Below are 17,905 nucleotides of genomic sequence, written 5' to 3'. Positions count from 1 at the left end.
AGAAGAGCCGCCCATGAATGCACCTTTGGTCCACCCCCTGCCCGAACCGGAGCCGGCCGTCACCCCCGAGAATACGGAGATCGACACCAGCGACGATCCCCAGTGGTACCGGGACGCGGTCATCTACCAGCTCAACGTCAAGGCCTTCTTCGACACCAACGGCGACGGGGTGGGCGATTTCAAGGGCGTGACCGCCAAGCTCGACTACGTGAAGGACCTCGGGGTCAACACGATCTGGCTGATGCCGTTCTACCCATCGCCGCTGCGCGACGACGGCTACGACATCTCCGAGTACGAAGACGTCCACCCGCAGTACGGCACGCTGGACGACTTCCGCGAGATGCTGGACGCGGCCCACCAGCGCGGCCTGCGCGTGATCACCGAGCTGGTCATCAACCACACCTCCGCCGAGCACCCCTGGTTCCAGCGCGCGCGCACCGCGCCGCCCGGCTCGCCCGAGCGCGACTTCTACGTGTGGAGCGACACCGACCAGATCTACCAGGGCACGCGCATCATCTTCACCGACACCGAGACGTCGAACTGGGCCTGGGACCCGGTGGCCAAGGCCTATTACTGGCACCGGTTCTTCAGCCACCAGCCGGACCTGAACTTCGACAACCCGCTGGTGATGGAGGCCGTGCTCAAGACCATGCGCTTCTGGCTCGACATGGGCGTGGACGGCTTCCGGCTGGACGCGATCCCCTACCTGATCGAGCGCGACGGCACCAGCAACGAGAACCTGCCCGAGACGCACGCGGTGATCAAGCGGCTGCGCGCCGCGATCGATGCCGAATACAAGAACCGCTTCCTGCTGGCCGAGGCCAACATGTGGCCGGAGGACGTGCGCGAGTATTTCGGCGATGGCGACGAATGCCACATGGCCTACCACTTCCCGCTGATGCCGCGCATGTACATGGCCATCGCCCAGGAAGACCGCCACCCCATCGTCGAGATCCTGCAGCAGACGCCCGACATTCCCGACGGCTGCCAGTGGGCGATCTTCCTGCGCAACCACGACGAGTTGACGCTGGAGATGGTGACCAGCAAGGAACGCGACTACATGTACACCATGTACGCCGCCGACATGCGCGCGCGCATCAACCTCGGCATCCGCCGCCGCCTGGCGCCGCTGATGGAAAACGACATCGACCGCGTGAAGCTCATGAACGGCATGCTGCTGTCCATGCCCGGCTCGCCCATCATCTATTACGGCGACGAGATCGGCATGGGCGACAACGTGTTCGTGGGCGACCGCAACGGCGTGCGCACGCCGATGCAGTGGAACCCCGACCGCAACGCCGGCTTCTCGCGCGCAGACCCGCAGCGGCTGTATCTGCAGCCCATCATGGATGCCGTGTACGGCTACGAGGCGCTGAACGTCGAGGCCCAGGCCAGCGACCAAAGCTCGCTGCTCAACTGGACCCGGCGCATGCTGGCCGTGCGCAAGACCAGCCGGGCCTTCGGGCGTGGCCGGCGCATCTTCCTAAAGCCGGGCAACCGCAAGATCCTCGCCTACATCAGCGAACACGGCGACGACGTGATCCTGACCGTGTTCAACCTGTCTCGCGCCGCCCAGCCGGTGGAGCTGGACCTGTCGACCTACAAGGGACGCGCGCCGCTGGAAATGCTGGGCCGCGTCACCTTCCCGCCCATCGGCGACCTGCCCTACCTGCTCACGCTGCACTCCTACGGGTTCTACTGGTTCCGCCTGTCCACCGAGGCGCAGGTGCCGTCCTGGCACCAAGACGGGCTCGACCTGCAGGAGCGCCCGGTGCTGGTGCTGTTCGACGGCTGGACCAGCTTCTTCCGCGAAAACGTGATGCCCTGGCGCATCGGCATGGCCGAACGCATGCGCGTGCAATTCGAGTCCGACACGCTGCCGCGCTACATCGAACTGCAGCGCTGGTACGCCGGCAAGGGCACGGCCATCGAGCGCGCCCGCATCCAGGACCACACCGTGTGGAAGACCGATGGCGGCTACGAATGGATGCTGCCGATCCTGAATGTCGAGGCCCCGTCCGCGCCGCCCGCCTCGTACTTCGTTCCCCTGGCCCTGGCCTGGGAAGAAGGCGATGAAGAGCGCATGCGCCGGCTCTCGCCAGGCGGCGTGGCGCGCGTGCGCCAGCAGGCCAACGTGGGCGTGATGGGCGACGCCTTCCACGACGAGGCCTTCTGCCGCGCCGTGGTGCGGGCCATCGGTGCCAACGAGCAGCTGGGAACCGACCGTGGCGGCACGCTGCGTTTTCGCAGCACCGTGGCCTTCGCCGGAATGGCGCAGGGACTGGACGACCTCACCGTGGGGCGCCCGGGCGCGCAGAGCAGCAACACCGTGGTCACCCTGGGCGAAAAGCTGTTCCTCAAGGGCTACCGGCACGTGCGCAACGGGGTCAATCCCGAACTGGAGGTGGGCCGCTTCCTGACCGAGGCCGCGCGCTTCGAGCACTGCGTGCCGGTGGGCGGCGCGGTCGAGTACGTCGCGGGCGACGGTACGACCATGACGCTGGCCCTGGTGCAGTCCTACGTGTCCAACCAGGGCGACGGCTGGGAATACACCCTGGGCTACCTGGAGCGGTTTCTGGAAGACACGCGCATCGCTTCGGGCGTCACGGCGGACGTGCACGGAGGCTTCCTCGCGCTGGTGCGAACCCTCGGCCGCCGCACCGCCGGCCTGCACCGGGCGCTCGCGCTGCGCACCGGCAACCCGGCGTTCGATCCGGAGCCGGTCACCGCGCAGGACGTTCAGGCCTTCCATGAGCGCGCCCTGGCCGAGGCAGCCGACACGCTGGCGCTGCTGGAGCAGCGCATGGCCGACCTGCCACCAGCCGCGCGCACCGATGCCCAGGCCCTGCTGGCCCGGCGCGCCACCCTCATGGACCGCATCGGCCAGGGCACCGGCGTGACCCCGTCCGGCCACAAGACGCGCTACCACGGTGACTACCACCTGGGCCAGGTGCTGGTGACCGACAACGACTTCGTCATCATCGACTTCGAGGGCGAACCCGGCCGCACCTTCGAGCAGCGCCGCGCCAAGAGCTCGCCCCTGCGCGACGTGGCCGGCATGCTGCGCTCGTTCAACTACGCCCGCTGGGCCGCTCTCAAGCGCATGACCCAGTCCACCGAGGAGATGCTGCGCCTGGACGAAGCGGCCCAGCAATGGGAGCGCGAGACGCGCGCCGCGTTTCTAGAGGCCTATGCCGCCGAGGCCAGTGCCCCGGCCACCCAGCACCCGGGCACCCACCTGGAGGTGGCCCCCGTGCCGGACGGCGCCATCGTCGCGCTGTTCGAGATCGAGAAGGCGCTGTACGAGCTGCGCTACGAACTCGGCAACCGCGTCGATTGGGCGCAGGTGCCGCTGCAGGGGCTGCTGGCGCTCATCGGCGCCGCGGCCTCGCACTCGCCCTCGCCCTCGCCCGCCCCTGCGGCACCGTAGGCGCCGGTCACCCGGCCCGCCAACGACCGTCCACGTTCACCCGATCAATTGAGGGCACCCTCCATGGAAAATTTCAGTATTCATCTGGAACCGGCCCGCGCCATGCTGCTGCAGGTCAGCGCATTCCTGCCGCGGCTTCTCATCGCCCTGCTCGTCGTCGCAGCCGGCTGGCTGGTGGCCAAGGCGGCGCGCTTTGCCGTGACCCGCGGGCTGCGCGCGATCAACTTCCAGGTGCTCACGCAGCGCGCCGGGCTCGACGGCTTTCTGAAGCAAGGCGGCGTGCAGGGCGACACCACCAGCATCTTCGGCATCCTGGTCTATTGGCTGGTCATCCTCGCCTCCCTGCTCATCGCCTTCAACGGCCTGGGCCTGAGCTACGTGACCGCGCTGCTCAGCCGCGTGGTGTGGTTCGTGCCCAACCTGTTCATCGCGCTCATCATCCTCGCGCTGGGGGCCTACTTCGGCCGCTTCGTCGGCGAGATGGTGGCCGCGCAGGGCCGGCGCAGCGGCCTGAAGGAAACCGTGCTGCTCGGCAAGCTGGCGCAGTACGCGATCGTGGCCTTCGTCGTGCTGATCGCGCTCGACCACCTGCGCATCGGCGGCGACATCGTGCGCCAGAGCTTCCTCATCGTGCTGGGCGGCGCGGTGTTCGCCCTGGCGCTGGCCTTCGGCTTAGGGGGCAAGGACCGCGCGGCCGAGTGCATCGAGCACTGGTGGCCCCGCAAGCGCGGCCCGGGCGACGGCCCCGCGGGCGACGACCACCGCATTCCATGACACCGGCCCGGCCGCGTCAACGGCGCTGCCCGCCAGGCTGCTGAGACGGCACTTTCCACGCCCCCCCTGGGCACCCCACCCCCGCGCTGTGCCGCGGGGTTTTGTTTTGCCCTGCTGTTTCATGGCGCGGCGCGCAGGGCCAAGCCGCACGGGAAAACCCCACCCCCCAGCGTCAGGCTTTTTTCAGCAGCCCGGGAGTACGATCGGCGCCACTGCCGGCCCTGCGTCCACACGCAGCGGCCGGGCCGCCGTATTTCAATAATTCCCCAAGTTCTCCAGGAGACAAACCGTGTCAGGACTCCTCAAATTGGCCATGGGCATGGACTGGATTTCCACCAAGCTCAGCAAGGTGGCCGGATGGGCCGTGCTCGCCGCCGCTCTGATTTCCGCCACCAACGCGATCATCCGCTACGGCCTGGACATGAGTTCCAACGCCTGGCTCGAGATCCAGTGGTACCTCTTCGCCACCACCGTGATGCTGGGCGCGCCGCTGGTGCTCAAGCTCAACGAGCACGTGCGCGTGGACATCATCTACGGCCGGCTGCGCGGCAAGAAGCCCGTGCTGGTGGACCTGTTCGGCCTGATCGTCTTCCTGCTGCCGGTGATGGGCCTGCTCACCTGGCTGACGGCGCCGTTCTTCTGGCACATGCTGGTGTCGGGCGAGATGTCCGGCAACATCGGCGGCCTGATCCGCTGGCCCGCCGCGCTGCTGATGCCCCTGGGCTTCGGCGCGATGTTCCTGCAAGGCGTGGCCGAGATCATCAAGCGCGTGGCCTACCTGCGCGGCGACATCCAGATGAACACGCACTACGAGAAGCCGGTGCAGTAAGCACCCGCCCGCCCCTGCCCCACCGACTTCTCTCAGGACGACACCAGAATGCACATGGAAAACTTTGCCCCGATCATGTTCGCGGGGCTGATCGTGATCATGCTGATCGGGTTCCCGGTCGCGTTTTCGCTCGCGGCCCTGGGCCTGTTCAGCGGCTTCTTCGCCATCGAGATGGGCTGGTTCCCGGCCAACTTCATGGCCAACCTGCCGATCAACATGTTCGGCATCCTGTCCAACGACCTGCTGCTGGCCATTCCGTTCTTCACGCTCATGGGCGCGGTGCTCGAGAAATGCGGCCTGGCTGAGGACATGCTCGACTCCATGGGCCAGCTGTTCGGCCCGGTGCGCGGCGGGCTGGGCTACTCGGTCATCATCGTGGGCTTCATCCTCGGGGCCATCACCGGCACCGTGGCCGGCCAGGTGATCGCCATGGCCATGATCTCGCTGCCGGTCATGATGCGCTACGGCTACAACATGCGCTACTCCACCGGCGTGCTGGCGGCCTCGGGCACCATCACGCAGCTGGTACCGCCCTCGCTGGTGCTGATCGTCATGGCCGACCAGCTCGGCCGCTCGGTGGGCGACATGTACAAGGGCGCCTGGGGCCCCGCCATCCTGCAGGTGCTGATCTTCGCCATCTACACCTTCCTGCTCGGCCGCTTCCGCCCCGAGTACGTGCCCGGCCTGCCCAAAACGGCGCGCACGCTGCACGGCTGGGCCCTGTGGGGCAAGTGCCTGCGCGGCATCATTCCCTCGGCCATCCTGATCTTCGCGGTGCTGGGCTCCATGGGCGGCCTGCCTTTCATGGACCACGCCATCGCCACGCCGACCGAAGCCGGTGCCATGGGCGCCGTGGGCTCGCTGATCCTGGCGGCCATCCACAAGCGGCTCACGTGGCAGCTCATCAAGGAAGCGATGGACGGCACCATGCGGCTCACGGCCATGGTGGTATTCATCCTGATCGGCTCGCGCGTGTTCTCGCTGGTGTTCCAGGGCGTCGATGGCGCCATCTGGATCGAGCACCTGCTGAGCGACCTGCCGGGCGGCCAGATCGGCTTCCTGATCGTGGTGAACATCTTCATCTTCTTCCTGGCGTTCTTCCTCGACTTTTTCGAGATCGCCTTCATCATCCTGCCGCTGCTGGGCCCCGTGGCGCACAAGCTGGGCATCGACCTGGTGTGGTTCGGCGTGCTGCTGTGCGTGAACATGCAGACGAGCTTCATGCACCCGCCCTTCGGCTTCGCGCTGTTCTACCTGCGCGGCATCTCCGACACGCTGTTCAAGGAAAAACGCATCGACAGACCGGTCAAGTCCAGCGACATCTACCTGGGCTCCATCCCCTGGGTGATCATGCAGCTGATCCTGGTGGCGATCGTGATCTTCTTCCCGCAGACGGTGACCGTCTTCCTGGACAAGGAGCAGGTGGTCGACCTGGACAAGGTGCAGCTCGAGATGCCGGCCGACTCGTCCGCCGAGCCCACAATCAACATGGATGACCCGTTCGGCACCGGAGAAAAGCCCGCAGCGGGCAGCGCCGCCCCAGCCGCCGAACCCGGTGCCGAGCCCGCCATGCCGGTGCCCGAGCCAGCACCGGACGCCGCACCCGCCGAGGGCGCGGCCAGCACGCCGCAATGACGGGCAACTCCCCGAAAGTGCCCCCTGCGGATGCAACGGACGCACCGGGCGGTGCCCAGGGCACCTGGCTGGAAAGCGCCGCCTACCCGCCGGCGGTGCGCGGGCTGGCCGTGGCCATCGTCGTGGCGCTCGGCGCGTTCGCGGCCTGGTCTGTGCCCGCGCTGCGCGGCGCGCAGTGGCCCTTCACCAGCCTGGCCACCTTCTGTCTGGCCGGTGTGCTGATCGCCTGGGTGGGCTGGTGGATGGTGTTCAGCCGCACGCGCTTCACGGGCGACGCCCTGCTGCAATCGTGGCTGTGGGACAAGAAGGTGCACATCCGCGAAGTGGCCACCTTCAAGATCGTGCACTGGCCCTGGCTGAGCGGCATCGTGGCGCCCCGCATGCTCGTGCGCCGACGCAACGGCAGCATCGCCTGGGTGCATTCGGCCGACCCGGCCTTGTTGGTGGCCTTCGGCGAGGCGGTGGTGCGGCAAGGCAGCGACAAGGCCCTGTCGGCCACCCCGCCCGCGTGAACTAATGCCAGCCCCCTACGGCCGCCGATAGACCGCTCGAACAAGCCCCCAGCAAAAAGCCCCGCCCGGTTGCCCGGCGGGGCTTTTTCACTTCGGCCAGGGCGTTGCAGCCCCGGCAGCACTCACAGCTTCTGCTGCTGCATGAAACGGTCGAACGTGCCTTCGGTGAAGCGGAACCAGGCATTCTGGTCGGCCAGGAACTTGGAGTAGTCGGGGTAGATTTTCTTCCACTCGGGGTTGCTGTTGTTCAGGTCCGAGTAGATCTGCTGGGCCGACTTGAAGGCCGCGTTCATCACGTCCTGCGTGAAGGGGCGCAGCTTGGTGCCGGAGCCCACCAGTTGCTTGATGGCCACGGGGTTGCGAGCATCGTACTTGGCGAGCATGGTCACGTGGGCGTGCGAGGCGGCAGCTTCCACCACGGCCTTGTATTCGGCCGGCAGGCCTTCCCAGGCCTTGGTGTTGATGTAGAAGTCCAGCTGCGGGCCGCCTTCCCACCAGCCGGGGTAGTAGTAGAACGGCGCGACCTTGTTGAAGCCCAGCTTCTGGTCGTCATACGGTCCCACCCACTCCAGCGCGTCGATCGTGCCCTTTTCCAGCGCGGGGTACAGGTCGGCACCAGGGATGGACTGGGGGATCACGCCGAACGGCTCCAGCACCTTGCCCGCGAACGGGTTGGTGCGGAACTTGAGGCCCTTCAGGTCGGCGACCGACTTGATTTCCTTGCGGAACCAGCCGCCCATCTGCGCGCCCGTGTTGCCGCCCGGCAGGTTGATGATGTTGTACTTGGCGTAGAACTCGCGCATGAGCTTCAGGCCGTTGCCCTCGTACATCCATGCGTTCATCTGGCGCGCGTTCAGACCGAACGGCACGGCGCAGCCCAGGCAGAACGTCGGGTCCTTGCCGTAGAAATAGTAGGGGGCGGTGTGGGCCATTTCGACGGAGGCGCTCTGCACACCGTCCACCACGCCGAAGGCGGGCATCAGCTCTCCGCCGGCATGCACCGATATCTGGAACTTGCCGCCCGTGGCTTCGCTGACCTTCTTGGAGAACACCTCCGCCGTTCCGTAGATGGTGTCGAGCGACTTGGGGAAGCTCGAAGCGAGGCGCCAGCGGATGTTGGCCTGCGCATGCACAGCAGGGGCCGCGCCCGCGGCCAGCACGCCGACGATGCCGGCGTGCTTGATGATTGAACGACGATCCATGAGGATTGATCTCCGAGATATTGTTGGCAGAACCCGGCGCTGGTGGGCACCGTGCGCCCAGGGCAAGAAACTGTGTGGGCCGAGGACGATTGTAGGAACATGCCCCCAGCGGGTTTTGCGGGTTTTCCCGTGAAAGAACCCACCCGTTTCGCCCATTCAGGGTTCTGCAAGCATCGGGCGCGCGCCCTTCGCGGAGATCGACAGCGGGCGCCTCGGGGACCTAGGCATCAGCGCCGACGCCGCGTCTGCGAAGGCCCATCCACCTCGGGCCGTCTCGGTCTCGGAACGGGTCCGGCGGTCTCAGGCGGCAGCGGACGGTGCCAGGAACCGTGCGCGCACGGACTGCTCGATGCCTGCCGCATCCAGCCCCTGCAGCGCCAGCAGCCTGGCGGGGTCGCCATGCTCGATGAACGCATCGGGCAAGCCCAGTTGCAGCACCGGCCGCACCACGCCCGCGGCGTTGAGGGCCTCGCACACGGCGCTGCCGGCGCCGCCCAGCGTGGTGCCCTCCTCCAGCGTCACCAGGGCCTCGTGGTTCGCGGCCACTTCCAGCAGCAGGGCCGTGTCGATGGGCTTGGCCCAGCGCATGTTGACCACCGTGGCGTCCAGCGCCTCGCCCGCCTGCAGCGCGGGGTACAGCAGCGTGCCGAAGGCGAGGATGGCGATGCGCCGGCCCTGCGGCGCCGCGCCCGTGCGGCGCACCTCGCCCTTGCCGAACGGCAACCCTTCCAGGCTGGCCAGGGGCACCACGCCCGCACCGCTGCCGCGCGGGTAGCGCACGGCCACGGGGTGGTCCTGCTCGAAGGCGGTGGTCAGCAACTGGCGGCACTCGCGCTCGTCGGCGGGGCAGGCCATGCTCATGTTGGGAATGCAGCGCACGAAAGGAATGTCGTACGCGCCGGCATGCGTGGCGCCATCGGCGCCGACCAGGCCCGCGCGGTCGAGCGCGAACACCACGGGCAGGTTCTGCAGGGCCACGTCGTGGATCAACTGGTCGTAGGCGCGCTGCAGGAAGGTCGAGTAGATCGCCACCACGGGCTTGACGCCCTCGCAGGCCATGCCTGCGGCGAACGTCACCGCGTGCTGCTCGGCAATGCCCACGTCGTAGTAGCGGCCGGGGAAGCGCTTTTCGAACTCCACCAGCCCCGAGCCTTCGCGCATGGCGGGCGTGATGCCCACCAGCCGCTCGTCCTTGGCCGCCATGTCGCACAGCCACTGGCCGAAGACCTGGGTGAAGGTCTGCTTCGGGGGCGTGGCGGGCTGCGTCAGGCCCACGCGGGGGTCGAACTTGCCGGGGCCGTGGTAGGCCACCGGATCGGCCTCGGCCAGCTTGTAGCCCTGGCCCTTCTTGGTGACCACGTGCAGGAACTGCGGGCCCTTGAGGCCCTTGATGTTTTCCAGCGTGGGAATGAGCGAGTCGAGGTCGTGCCCGTCGATGGGGCCGATGTAGTTGAAGCCGAACTTCTCGAACAGCGTAGCCGGCACCACCATGCCCTTGGCCTGCTGCTCCAGCCGCTTGGCGAACTCCAGCAGCGGCGGCACGGGCTTGAGCACGGTCTTGCCCACGTTCTTGGCGGCGGCGTAGAAATGGCCGCTCATGAGCTGCGCCAGGTAGCGGTTCAGCGCACCCACGGGCGGGCTGATGCTCATGTCGTTGTCGTTCAGGATGACCAGCAGGTTGGCATCGGCCACGCCGGCGTTGTTCAGCGCCTCGAAGGCCATGCCCGCCGTCATGGCGCCGTCGCCGATGATGGCCACGGCATGGCGGTTCTCGCCCCGCTGCTTGGCGGCCAGCGCCATGCCGAGCGCGGCGGAGATGCTGGTGCTGGAGTGTGCCGTGCCGAAGGTGTCGTACTCGCTCTCGGCCCGCTGCGGAAAGCCCGACAGCCCGCCGAACTGGCGAAGCGTGCCCATGCGGTCGCGCCGGCCGGTCAGTATCTTGTGGGGGTAGGTCTGGTGGCCCACGTCCCACACGAGGCGGTCACGCGGGGTGTCGAACACGGTGTGCAGCGCCACGGTCAGCTCCACCGTGCCCAGGTTGGAACTCAGGTGTCCGCCGGTCTTGGAGACGCTGTCGAGCACGAAGGCGCGCAGTTCGGTGGCCAGGTCCTTCAACTCGGCGCGCGACAGGCGGCGCAGGTCGGCCGGGTCGTTGATGGTCTGCAGCAGGGGAAAGGAATTCGTGGACATAGGCTATTTTTTGAGGAGCTGCTTGCGCCATGCAGGCAAGCGCTGCAGACCGTTCATTGTGCGGGCCGGTGCGCCGGGGCCACCGGGGAGGTCTGCGGGGATGGCGGCACAGGGCACGCAGCACGCCGCCATCATCAGTGCGAGCGGTTCACCACCATGTCGGCCAGCGCCGCCAGCGCGCGCGTGTCGGGCAGGCCGCTCGCAGCCAGCGCGGCGTGCGCCTCGACCCGCAGCTCGCCGGCGTGCGCCTGGGCGCGTTCGAGCCCGAGCAGCGATACGTAGGTGGGCTTGTCGCTCGCGGCGTCCTTGCCGGCGGTCTTGCCCAGCGTGGCCGAATCGGCCGTCACGTCGAGGATGTCGTCCACCACCTGGAAGGCCAGCCCCAACGCGGCGCCGTACTGCGACAGCGCAGCCAGGGCGGCCGGCGCGGCCTGCCCGCAGGCCGCACCCATCACCACGCTGCCCTGCAGCAGCGCGCCGGTCTTGAGCCGGTGCATCTGGCGCAGTTCAGCCTCGCTCAAAGCGCGGCCCACGCTGGCCAGGTCGATGGCCTGGCCGCCGGCCATGCCGTCGGCACCGGCGGCCTGCGCCAGCATGCGGCACAGCGTGGCCTGCATCGCAGGCGGCACCTGCGGCCCCTCCGGCGTGAGCAGGCCGAAGGCCAGCGCCTGCAGCGCATCGCCGGCCAACAGCGCGCGGGCCTCGCCGAAGCGCACGTGCACCGTGGGCTTGCCGCGGCGCAGCACGTCGTTGTCCATGCACGGCATGTCGTCGTGCACCAGGGAATAGGCGTGGATCAGCTCCACCGAGCAGGCCGCGCGCAGGGCCGCTTCGTCCAGGCCGCCGACGGCCTCCGAGGCGGCCAGCACCAGCAGGGGCCGCAGGCGCTTGCCGCCGTCGAGCACGGCGTAGCGCATGGCCTCGCCCAGGCCCGCGGGCGCATCGCTGCACACCCAGCGCGACAGGGCGTCCTCCACGCGCGCCAGTTGCGCATGGCTCCATGCGCCGAGGTCGAACGGGGTATGAAGCGCGGTGGGCACGGTGGATGGGCCGAGAGGGGTCGGTACTGCCGCCATGGTGGGGGTCACTCCTGCGTCCATGGTTGCAGCGCTCCTTCGTCCAATACCTTGATCTGGTCCTGCACCGCTTCCAGCCGGCCACGGCAAAAGGCCAGCAGCTGCGCGCCGCGCTGGTAGCCCGCGAGCATCTGGTCCAGGGGCAGTTGGCCCGACTCGATGCGCCCCACGAGTTGCTCCAGTTCTTCCAGCGCGGCTTCGTAGCTGGCGGGTTCGGGGAGTTTCGGGGGAACGGCGGAGGCCTTGGGCATGGAACGTGGGGCGGCGAACGCGCAGGTAAAACGGGCGATTTTAGGCGCACCCTCCTTCGGGCGGGCGGCGGCGGGTGGGCGGCACGTGGAAAATGGCTGGCACCTTGGCGACACCATCGGCGCGCAAGCCTTGCCCGGCGCGCTCAAGCATGTCCGGCCAATACACATACGGGGGGAGCGGAAATAACCCCACCGGCTACAATCCCATTCCCTTCGGGCCGGCTTGCATGCCGGTTTCTTTTTTTCCGTGTGCACTTCACGCACCCTCCCTGTGGGGAGTCTTTAGGTCAGGTCACCCATGTCTGATTTAAGTCTTCAACTGCAGCAGGCCGCAAGCCAACTACCAGTTTCAAGCTACTTTGACGAAGCGCTGTTCCAGCGCGAGCTGGAGACCATCTTCCAGCGCGGGCCCCGCTATGTGGGGCACCAGCTTTCCGTGCCCGATGCGGGCGACTACTACGCCCTGCCGCAGGAAGGCGAGGGCCGTGCGCTCGTGCGCAACGCGCAGGGCGGCGTCGAGTTGATCTCCAACGTGTGCCGCCACCGCCAGGCCGTGATGCTCAAGGGCCGCGGCACCCTGCAGGGCCACGGCAAGGGCCATGCGGGCGGCAACATCGTGTGCCCGCTGCACCGCTGGACGTATTCGCCCGGCGGCCAGCTGCTCGGCGCCCCGCACTTCGCGCAGGACCCCTGCCTGAACCTCAACAACTACGGTCTGCGCGAGTGGAACGGCCTCCTGTTCGAGGACAACGGCCGCGACATCAGCGCCGACCTGGCCGGCATGGGGCCGCGCGCCGAACTGAGCTTCGACGGCTTTTCGCTCGACCGCGTGGAAATGCACGAGTGCAACTACAACTGGAAGACCTTCATCGAGGTCTACCTCGAGGACTACCACGTGGGGCCCTTCCACCCGGGCCTGGGCAACTTCGTCACCTGCGAGGACCTGAGCTGGGAGTTCCAGAAGCACTACTCGGTGCAGACGGTCGGCGTGGCCTCCACCTTCGGCAAGCCCGGGTCCGACATCTACCGAAAATGGCACGACGTGCTGCTGCGGTACCGCGAAGGCAAGCTGCCCGAGCGCGGCGCGATCTGGCTCACCTACTACCCGCACATCATGGTGGAGTGGTATCCGCACGTGCTCACCGTCTCCACGCTGCACCCCGTCAGCCCGACGAAGACGATGAACATGGTGGAGTTCTACTACCCCGAGGAGATCACCGCCTTCGAGCGCGAGTTCGTCGAAGCCCAGCAGGCCGCCTACATGGAAACCTGCATCGAGGACGACGAGATCGGCGAGCGCATGGACGCCGGCCGCCGCGCCCTCTACGAGCGCGGCGACAACGAGGTCGGCCCCTACCAGAGCCCGATGGAAGACGGCATGCAGCACTTCCACGAGTGGTACCGCGCCGCCATGGGCGATGCGGTGCCCCAGCGCTGACGTCGATCCGATTGCTATAAAAATAATAGCTACTGCCGCATGATCCACTAGGGCATGCGGCCTTTTTCACTCCAAACCCCCTCATTCCCATGCAAGCGCTCTGGATGGTGTTGGCCGCGTTCCTCTTCGCCAGCATGGGCGTGTGCGTCAAGGTCGCGTCGGCCTACTTCAACTCCGCCGAACTGGTGTGCTACCGCGGCATCATCGGCATGGCGATCCTGTGGGCGCTGGCGCGCTCGCAGCGGGTCAAGCTGGGCACGCATTACCCGGGCATGCACGCGTGGCGCAGCCTGGTGGGAGTGGTCTCGCTGGGCTCGTGGTTCTACGCCATCGCGCACCTGCCGCTGGCCACCGCGATGACGCTCAACTACATGAGCAGCGTGTGGATCGCGGCGTTTCTGGTCGGCGGCGCGCTGCTGGCCTGGCGGCCCTCGAGCAGCAGTTCGCGTCCGCCGCTGCAGGGCACGCTGGTGTTCACCGTGATGGTGGGCTTTGCCGGCGTAGTGATGATGCTGCGCCCCAGCCTCGACCAGCATCAGATGTTCGCCGGCCTGATCGGGTTGCTGTCGGGCCTCACCGCCGCGTTCGCCTACATGCAGGTGATGGCGCTGTCGCGCCTGGGCGAGCCCGAGACGCGCACGGTGTTCTATTTCGCGGTGGGCTCGGCGGTGGCCGGCGGCGCGGGCCTGCTGCTCACGGGCATGTCCGACTGGCCGGGCTGGCCCAGCCTGTGGCTGCTGCCCATCGGCGTGCTGGCGGCGGCCGGCCAGCTGTGCCTGACGCGGGCCTATGCCAGCGCGCGCACCTCGCGCGGCACGCTGGTGGTGGCCAACCTGCAGTATTCGGGCATCGTGTTCGCGGGGCTGTACAGCGTGCTGCTGTTCGGCGACGACATCCCCGCCATCGGCTGGGCCGGCATGGCGCTCATCGTGGTGAGCGGCATCGTGGCCACCGTGTTGCGGGCGCGCGCGGCCCCCGGCGCGCCGGCCGAAGAGCACTGAGGCCGCCGGCCCGGCGCTGCCGCAGCCGGGTGGCCCCAGGGCGCGCCCGCCCGTCAGGCCTGTCCGACGCACGGCCCCGCCGCGCCGGACCACAATAAGGGCTTGTCCGCCACCGATTGATTCAGTCCCATGCCGTACACCACCCTGATCTCCGCCGCCGAACTGCAATCCCTCATCGCCAGCGGCGCGCCGCGGATGGTCTTCGACTGCACGTTCGACCTGACGCAGCCCTCGCTGGGCGAGCAGCAATACCGCGAATCGCACATTCCCGGCGCGCTCTACGCGCACCTGGACCGCGACCTGAGCGCCAAGCACGGCGCACCCGGCGCGGGCGGCACCATCGTCGCCACCGAGGCGGACCAGCCCGCATCGGGCGGGCGCCACCCCCTGCCCAACCGCGACCGGCTCGAAGCCTGGCTCTCGCGCATCGGTTTCACCAACGGCATGCAGGCCGTGGTGTACGACCGCAACGGCGCCAACTACTGCGGCCGCCTGTGGTGGATGCTCAAGTGGGCCGGCCACGATGCGGTGGCGGTGCTGGACGGCGGCCTGCAGGCCTGGACCGCGGCGGGCGGGGACCTCGCCAGCGGCGACGAGCCGGCGCATTTCCAGTCCAACTTCAAGCTGGGCGAGCCCCTGCGCCAGCTGGCCACCGCGGCGGACGTGCAGGCCGCCCTGGGGCAGGACCGCCAGACGGTGATCGATGCCCGCGCGCCCGCCCGCTACCGCGGCGAGGTCGAGCCGCTGGACCCCGTGGCCGGGCACATTCCCGGCGCGCTGAACCGCCCGTTCTCCGAGAACCTCGGGCCGGATGGCCGCTTCAAGCCCGCCGCGCAACTGCGCGCCGAGTTCGAGGCCCTGCTCGGCGCCCGCGCGCCCGGCACGGTGGTGCACCAGTGCGGCAGCGGGGTGAGCGCCATCCCCAATGTCTTGGCCATGGAACTGGCCGGTTTCGGAAAAACCACGCTGTTTGCCGGCAGCTGGAGCGAATGGTGCAGCGCTCCTGACCGCCCCGTGGAGCGCGGCTGACCCCTGCGGGAGGGCCGGCCGTGCAGCAGGCCTTCCCCTCTCCAGGGTCGGACACCCGCTGCGGATTTTGTAAGGCAAATTCCTACACACCAGGTGTGCCGACCAGACACGCTGCACATCCAAACCCCGACTTAATTTTTGATTGGGCTGAATTCACAATCCATTTCAACGGATCGCGAAACCATGCAAACCGCATGAACCCCGCCAGATCGGTTAAAGGAAAAGGATTCACCATGACCTCCGAACAACTTCTCGCTGAAATCCGCGAAGCCAACCTCACCTACCTGATGTTGGCACAGACCCTGATCCGCCAGGACAAGGCGGAAGCTGTTTTCCGTCTGGGCCTGAACGAAGACGCCGCCGACATCCTCGCCTCGCTGTCGGCCGCGCAGGTGCTCAAGCTGGCCTCCCGCAACACGCTGCTGTGCAGCTTCCGGGTGGACGACAACCTGGTGTGGAGCTTGCTCACCAACCACAACACCCCGAAGAAGGTCGGCAACGAAGCGACCAACACGCTGCACGCCAACATCCTGATGGCCAGCCGCGTGTCCGAAGTGCTCTGAGCGCAGCGCCCGCTGCCCTCACCGCCCCGCCCGCCTGCCGCCGCCCACCCTTCTTCGAAAGCCAGCCATGTCCGCACCCGTCAAGAGCGTCCTCAACGAATCCAAGCAGATCGAACGCGCCGCCATGCTGATCCAGATGGGTGCCCGCATGCAGGTGCTGGAGTCGGAAACCACGCTGTCCTACGAGCGCCTGATCCGGCTGTACAAGGAGATCGCCGGCAAGTCGCCGTCCAAGGGCCAACTGCCCTTCTCGACCGACTGGTTCCTGACCTGGCAGGAGAACATCCACAGCTCGCTGTTCCTGAACATCTACGAATACCTGTCCAAGGGCGTGGACCTGGATTCGGTGGAACTGCTCACCAAGGCCTACCGGCTGTACAACGAGCAGGTCACCACCGCCGAGATCGAACCCCTGCTGTCCTTCACCCGCGCCTGGCGCCTGGTGAAGTTCGTGGACGCCGGCATGCTGACCCGCACCGCCTGCTCGCAGTGCAGCGGCCAGTTCGTCACCGAGCTGTACGAAAACGCCCGCAACTACACCTGCGGCCTGTGCAACCCGCCCGCCCGTGCCGGCAAGAGCAAGTCGGCCGGCGCGCTGATGCTGCATTGAGCCCCTGCTCCACCAGGCTTTGAGCCAAAAAGCCTTCCAGCACATATTCCACTAGGGCATTTCGCTACAAAATCAATAGCAAACCAAACATTCAAAAACCCGGCCCTGGCCGGGTTTTTTCATGGGCGCGCCGTGACGGTCGGGACGCCACCGCCCACAGCCCCCATCCGCCCACCGGCCCGTCAGCGCATCGCCAGCAGGATGCGGATGTCCGAGTCCACCGGCAGCGCGTAGTCGTAGGCCGCCATGACCGCGTTGCCCTCGGGGCTCACCAGCTTGAGGCTCACGTACACCGTCTGCGGGGTGGCCGCGTACGTGCCCACCACCACCGCCTGCGCCGCCTGGGCGCGGCTCACCTCGCGCACTTCGCGCGAGAGCAGCAGTTCGCCGTCGCCGGGCCGCATGACCAGGTTCTCGCGCAGCTTCAGCTCGGTCACGCGCACGCCGCGCTGCACCAGCCGCCCGGCGATCTGTTCGGAGCACAGGCGTCCCAGCCGGGACGACTCGTTCAGCCGGTCCAGGTGCACCAGCGTGGAGACCAGCACCGGCTGGCGCGGATCGAGCGGCGCGCCCTGCAGCAGCATGTCCGCGGCCTTTTGATTGAATTCGAGCAGGTCGGTCTGCACGCCGCCCGCGGCCGCGCTGCCGTAGTAGAACCGCGCGCAGCCCGGCAAGGCCACCGCCGCGGCGCCCGCCAGCGCGCCGGCCAGCACGGTGCGGCGCCTCATGGCACCACCCGCCACGTCTTGACCGGCGTGGCCGCCACCGCCGGCACGCGCGGCAGGTACAGCGCCACGTCGCCCTGGTCGATGGAATAGACGTCGCTGGTGCGCGCCAGCACGCGCTCGTCCGATTCGATGGACGTGGTCACCAAAATTTCGGTGCGCGCCGTGCCGCTGACCAGCAGCACGTCCGGCGCCGGCACGTAGGCGCCCGACGCATCGCGCACCACCGCCACGCCCTCGGACAGCCGCACCCGCGGCGGCGCGTACACACCGCCGCCCTGGTGCTGCACCACCTGCGTGGACACCGCCATGCGCACGCCGGTCGGCTGGGTCGAAACGGTGATGCCTCGGTCCACCAGGCGCGTCACCAGCAGCGAGCGAAAGCCCGCGTCGAAGCCGTCGCCCTGGGCGGGCAGCAGATAGATCGGGTACTCCCCCGGCGGCCAGTCGCGCAGCCGCACCGCCGTGCGCTCCGCCACGTCGCGGGCCAGCACGTCCCAGTGCTGCACGGCGCGCGCGGTTTTCTGCGCGGAGGGCGCGTGCAATTCGTCGCGCGGCAAATCAGGCGCCGCACAGCCGGCCAGCAGCGCGGCAGCGGACAGCAGGCACCCGCCCGCCAGCCAGCGTGCAGGTGCCATAC

The 17,905-nt window shown here is 68.0% G+C and carries 16 protein-coding genes; 10 read left to right on the top strand and 6 right to left on the bottom strand.

Translation table 11 applies throughout. The features are described from left to right. Window positions 1–13 precede the first annotated feature (13 nt). The 5 genes from treS (at window position 14) to AVTE2539_RS04520 (ending at window position 7,180) form a co-directional block, all read left to right on the top strand. A complete protein-coding gene (gene treS, locus AVTE2539_RS04540) occupies window positions 14–3,430 on the top strand; it encodes a maltose alpha-D-glucosyltransferase (RefSeq protein WP_284408507.1) in 3,417 nt (1,138 codons plus the stop codon). Window positions 3,431–3,493: 63 nt separating this feature from the next. After that, a complete protein-coding gene (locus AVTE2539_RS04535; protein WP_284408506.1) occupies window positions 3,494–4,204 on the top strand; it encodes a mechanosensitive ion channel family protein in 711 nt (236 codons plus the stop codon). Between the two features lie 289 nt (window positions 4,205–4,493). Further along, window positions 4,494–5,033, top strand: a complete 540-nt coding sequence (locus AVTE2539_RS04530) for a TRAP transporter small permease subunit (protein WP_272564385.1) — start codon at window positions 4,494–4,496, stop codon at window positions 5,031–5,033. A 48-nt stretch (window positions 5,034–5,081) separates the two neighbouring features. Next, complete coding sequence (locus tag AVTE2539_RS04525; protein ID WP_272564386.1) at window positions 5,082–6,668, top strand: TRAP transporter large permease; 1,587 nt, start codon at window positions 5,082–5,084, stop codon at window positions 6,666–6,668. Next, the gene (locus tag AVTE2539_RS04520) at window positions 6,665–7,180 is read left to right on the top strand and encodes a hypothetical protein (RefSeq protein ID WP_284408505.1); all 516 of its coding nucleotides are present in this window, start codon (window positions 6,665–6,667) and stop codon (window positions 7,178–7,180) included. The genes AVTE2539_RS04525 and AVTE2539_RS04520 overlap by 4 nt, the downstream gene beginning before the upstream one ends. A gap of 122 nt (window positions 7,181–7,302) precedes the next feature. Here AVTE2539_RS04520 and AVTE2539_RS04515 read toward each other — a convergent pair whose 3' ends face one another. The 4 genes from AVTE2539_RS04515 to xseB form a co-directional block, all read right to left on the bottom strand. Then, window positions 7,303–8,382, bottom strand: a complete 1,080-nt coding sequence (locus AVTE2539_RS04515; protein WP_272548513.1) for a TRAP transporter substrate-binding protein — start codon at window positions 8,380–8,382, stop codon at window positions 7,303–7,305. 300 nt (window positions 8,383–8,682) lie between these two features. Beyond that, window positions 8,683–10,572 carry a 1-deoxy-D-xylulose-5-phosphate synthase gene (gene dxs / locus AVTE2539_RS04510; RefSeq protein WP_284408504.1) on the bottom strand — a complete coding sequence of 630 codons (1,890 nt, stop codon included), beginning with the start codon at window positions 10,570–10,572 and terminating at the stop codon, window positions 8,683–8,685. A 134-nt stretch (window positions 10,573–10,706) separates the two neighbouring features. Continuing rightward, the gene (locus AVTE2539_RS04505; protein ID WP_284409420.1) at window positions 10,707–11,648 is read right to left on the bottom strand and encodes a polyprenyl synthetase family protein; all 942 of its coding nucleotides are present in this window, start codon (window positions 11,646–11,648) and stop codon (window positions 10,707–10,709) included. Between the two features lie 8 nt (window positions 11,649–11,656). Beyond that, window positions 11,657–11,899 (bottom strand): exodeoxyribonuclease VII small subunit, encoded by a 243-nt coding sequence (gene xseB / locus AVTE2539_RS04500; RefSeq protein ID WP_272564389.1) that lies wholly within the window; start codon window positions 11,897–11,899, stop codon window positions 11,657–11,659. A 298-nt stretch (window positions 11,900–12,197) separates the two neighbouring features. On the opposite strand from xseB, the gene AVTE2539_RS04495 reads away from it, so the two are divergent. The 5 genes from AVTE2539_RS04495 (at window position 12,198) to flhC (ending at window position 16,540) form a co-directional block, all read left to right on the top strand. Next, on the top strand, window positions 12,198–13,337 hold the full coding sequence (locus tag AVTE2539_RS04495; protein WP_284408503.1) for an aromatic ring-hydroxylating oxygenase subunit alpha: 1,140 nt from the start codon (window positions 12,198–12,200) through the stop codon (window positions 13,335–13,337). Window positions 13,338–13,426: 89 nt separating this feature from the next. Beyond that, on the top strand, window positions 13,427–14,338 hold the full coding sequence (locus tag AVTE2539_RS04490; protein ID WP_284408502.1) for a DMT family transporter: 912 nt from the start codon (window positions 13,427–13,429) through the stop codon (window positions 14,336–14,338). Window positions 14,339–14,467: 129 nt separating this feature from the next. Next, window positions 14,468–15,367 (top strand): sulfurtransferase, encoded by a 900-nt coding sequence (locus AVTE2539_RS04485; RefSeq protein ID WP_284405919.1) that lies wholly within the window; start codon window positions 14,468–14,470, stop codon window positions 15,365–15,367. A 233-nt stretch (window positions 15,368–15,600) separates the two neighbouring features. Continuing rightward, window positions 15,601–15,930, top strand: a complete 330-nt coding sequence (gene flhD, locus AVTE2539_RS04480) for a flagellar transcriptional regulator FlhD (RefSeq protein ID WP_092740590.1) — start codon at window positions 15,601–15,603, stop codon at window positions 15,928–15,930. Window positions 15,931–15,997: 67 nt separating this feature from the next. After that, window positions 15,998–16,540, top strand: coding sequence for a flagellar transcriptional regulator FlhC (gene flhC, locus AVTE2539_RS04475; RefSeq protein WP_272564393.1), 543 nt, complete (start codon window positions 15,998–16,000; stop codon window positions 16,538–16,540). Window positions 16,541–16,722: 182 nt separating this feature from the next. On the opposite strand, the gene AVTE2539_RS04470 is transcribed toward flhC, so the two are convergent. Beyond that, window positions 16,723–17,268, bottom strand: coding sequence for a FlgO family outer membrane protein (locus AVTE2539_RS04470; protein ID WP_284394834.1), 546 nt, complete (start codon window positions 17,266–17,268; stop codon window positions 16,723–16,725). Continuing rightward, entirely contained in the window at window positions 17,265–17,903 is a 639-nt protein-coding gene (locus tag AVTE2539_RS04465) for a hypothetical protein (protein ID WP_284408501.1), read from the bottom strand. Before AVTE2539_RS04465 ends, AVTE2539_RS04470 begins: the two co-directional genes overlap by 4 nt. Window positions 17,904–17,905 lie beyond the last annotated feature (2 nt).

Origin of the sequence: Acidovorax sp. SUPP2539, from assembly GCF_030158975.1 — a bacterium.
Classification (GTDB): Bacteria; Pseudomonadota; Gammaproteobacteria; order Burkholderiales; family Burkholderiaceae_C; genus Paracidovorax.
This window is presented reverse-complemented; position numbering and strand designations above follow the sequence as displayed.

Excerpts from the sequence above, each read along its gene's own strand:
- AVTE2539_RS04495 (WP_284408503.1), top strand. The coding sequence starts at position 12,198 with ATGTCTGATTTAAGTCTTCAACTGCAGCAGGCCGCAAGCCAACTACCA.
- dxs (WP_284408504.1), bottom strand. The coding sequence starts at position 10,572 with ATGTCCACGAATTCCTTTCCCCTGCTGCAGACCATCAACGACCCGGCC.
- flhC (WP_272564393.1), top strand. The coding sequence starts at position 15,998 with ATGTCCGCACCCGTCAAGAGCGTCCTCAACGAATCCAAGCAGATCGAA.
- treS (WP_284408507.1), top strand. The coding sequence starts at position 14 with ATGAATGCACCTTTGGTCCACCCCCTGCCCGAACCGGAGCCGGCCGTC.
- flhD (WP_092740590.1), top strand. The coding sequence starts at position 15,601 with ATGACCTCCGAACAACTTCTCGCTGAAATCCGCGAAGCCAACCTCACC.
- AVTE2539_RS04465 (WP_284408501.1), bottom strand. The coding sequence starts at position 17,903 with ATGGCACCTGCACGCTGGCTGGCGGGCGGGTGCCTGCTGTCCGCTGCC.
- AVTE2539_RS04525 (WP_272564386.1), top strand. The coding sequence starts at position 5,082 with ATGCACATGGAAAACTTTGCCCCGATCATGTTCGCGGGGCTGATCGTG.
- AVTE2539_RS04485 (WP_284405919.1), top strand. The coding sequence starts at position 14,468 with ATGCCGTACACCACCCTGATCTCCGCCGCCGAACTGCAATCCCTCATC.
- AVTE2539_RS04520 (WP_284408505.1), top strand. The coding sequence starts at position 6,665 with ATGACGGGCAACTCCCCGAAAGTGCCCCCTGCGGATGCAACGGACGCA.
- AVTE2539_RS04470 (WP_284394834.1), bottom strand. The coding sequence starts at position 17,268 with ATGAGGCGCCGCACCGTGCTGGCCGGCGCGCTGGCGGGCGCCGCGGCG.
- AVTE2539_RS04505 (WP_284409420.1), bottom strand. The coding sequence starts at position 11,648 with ATGGCGGCAGTACCGACCCCTCTCGGCCCATCCACCGTGCCCACCGCG.
- xseB (WP_272564389.1), bottom strand. The coding sequence starts at position 11,899 with ATGCCCAAGGCCTCCGCCGTTCCCCCGAAACTCCCCGAACCCGCCAGC.
- AVTE2539_RS04535 (WP_284408506.1), top strand. The coding sequence starts at position 3,494 with ATGGAAAATTTCAGTATTCATCTGGAACCGGCCCGCGCCATGCTGCTG.
- AVTE2539_RS04515 (WP_272548513.1), bottom strand. The coding sequence starts at position 8,382 with ATGGATCGTCGTTCAATCATCAAGCACGCCGGCATCGTCGGCGTGCTG.
- AVTE2539_RS04490 (WP_284408502.1), top strand. The coding sequence starts at position 13,427 with ATGCAAGCGCTCTGGATGGTGTTGGCCGCGTTCCTCTTCGCCAGCATG.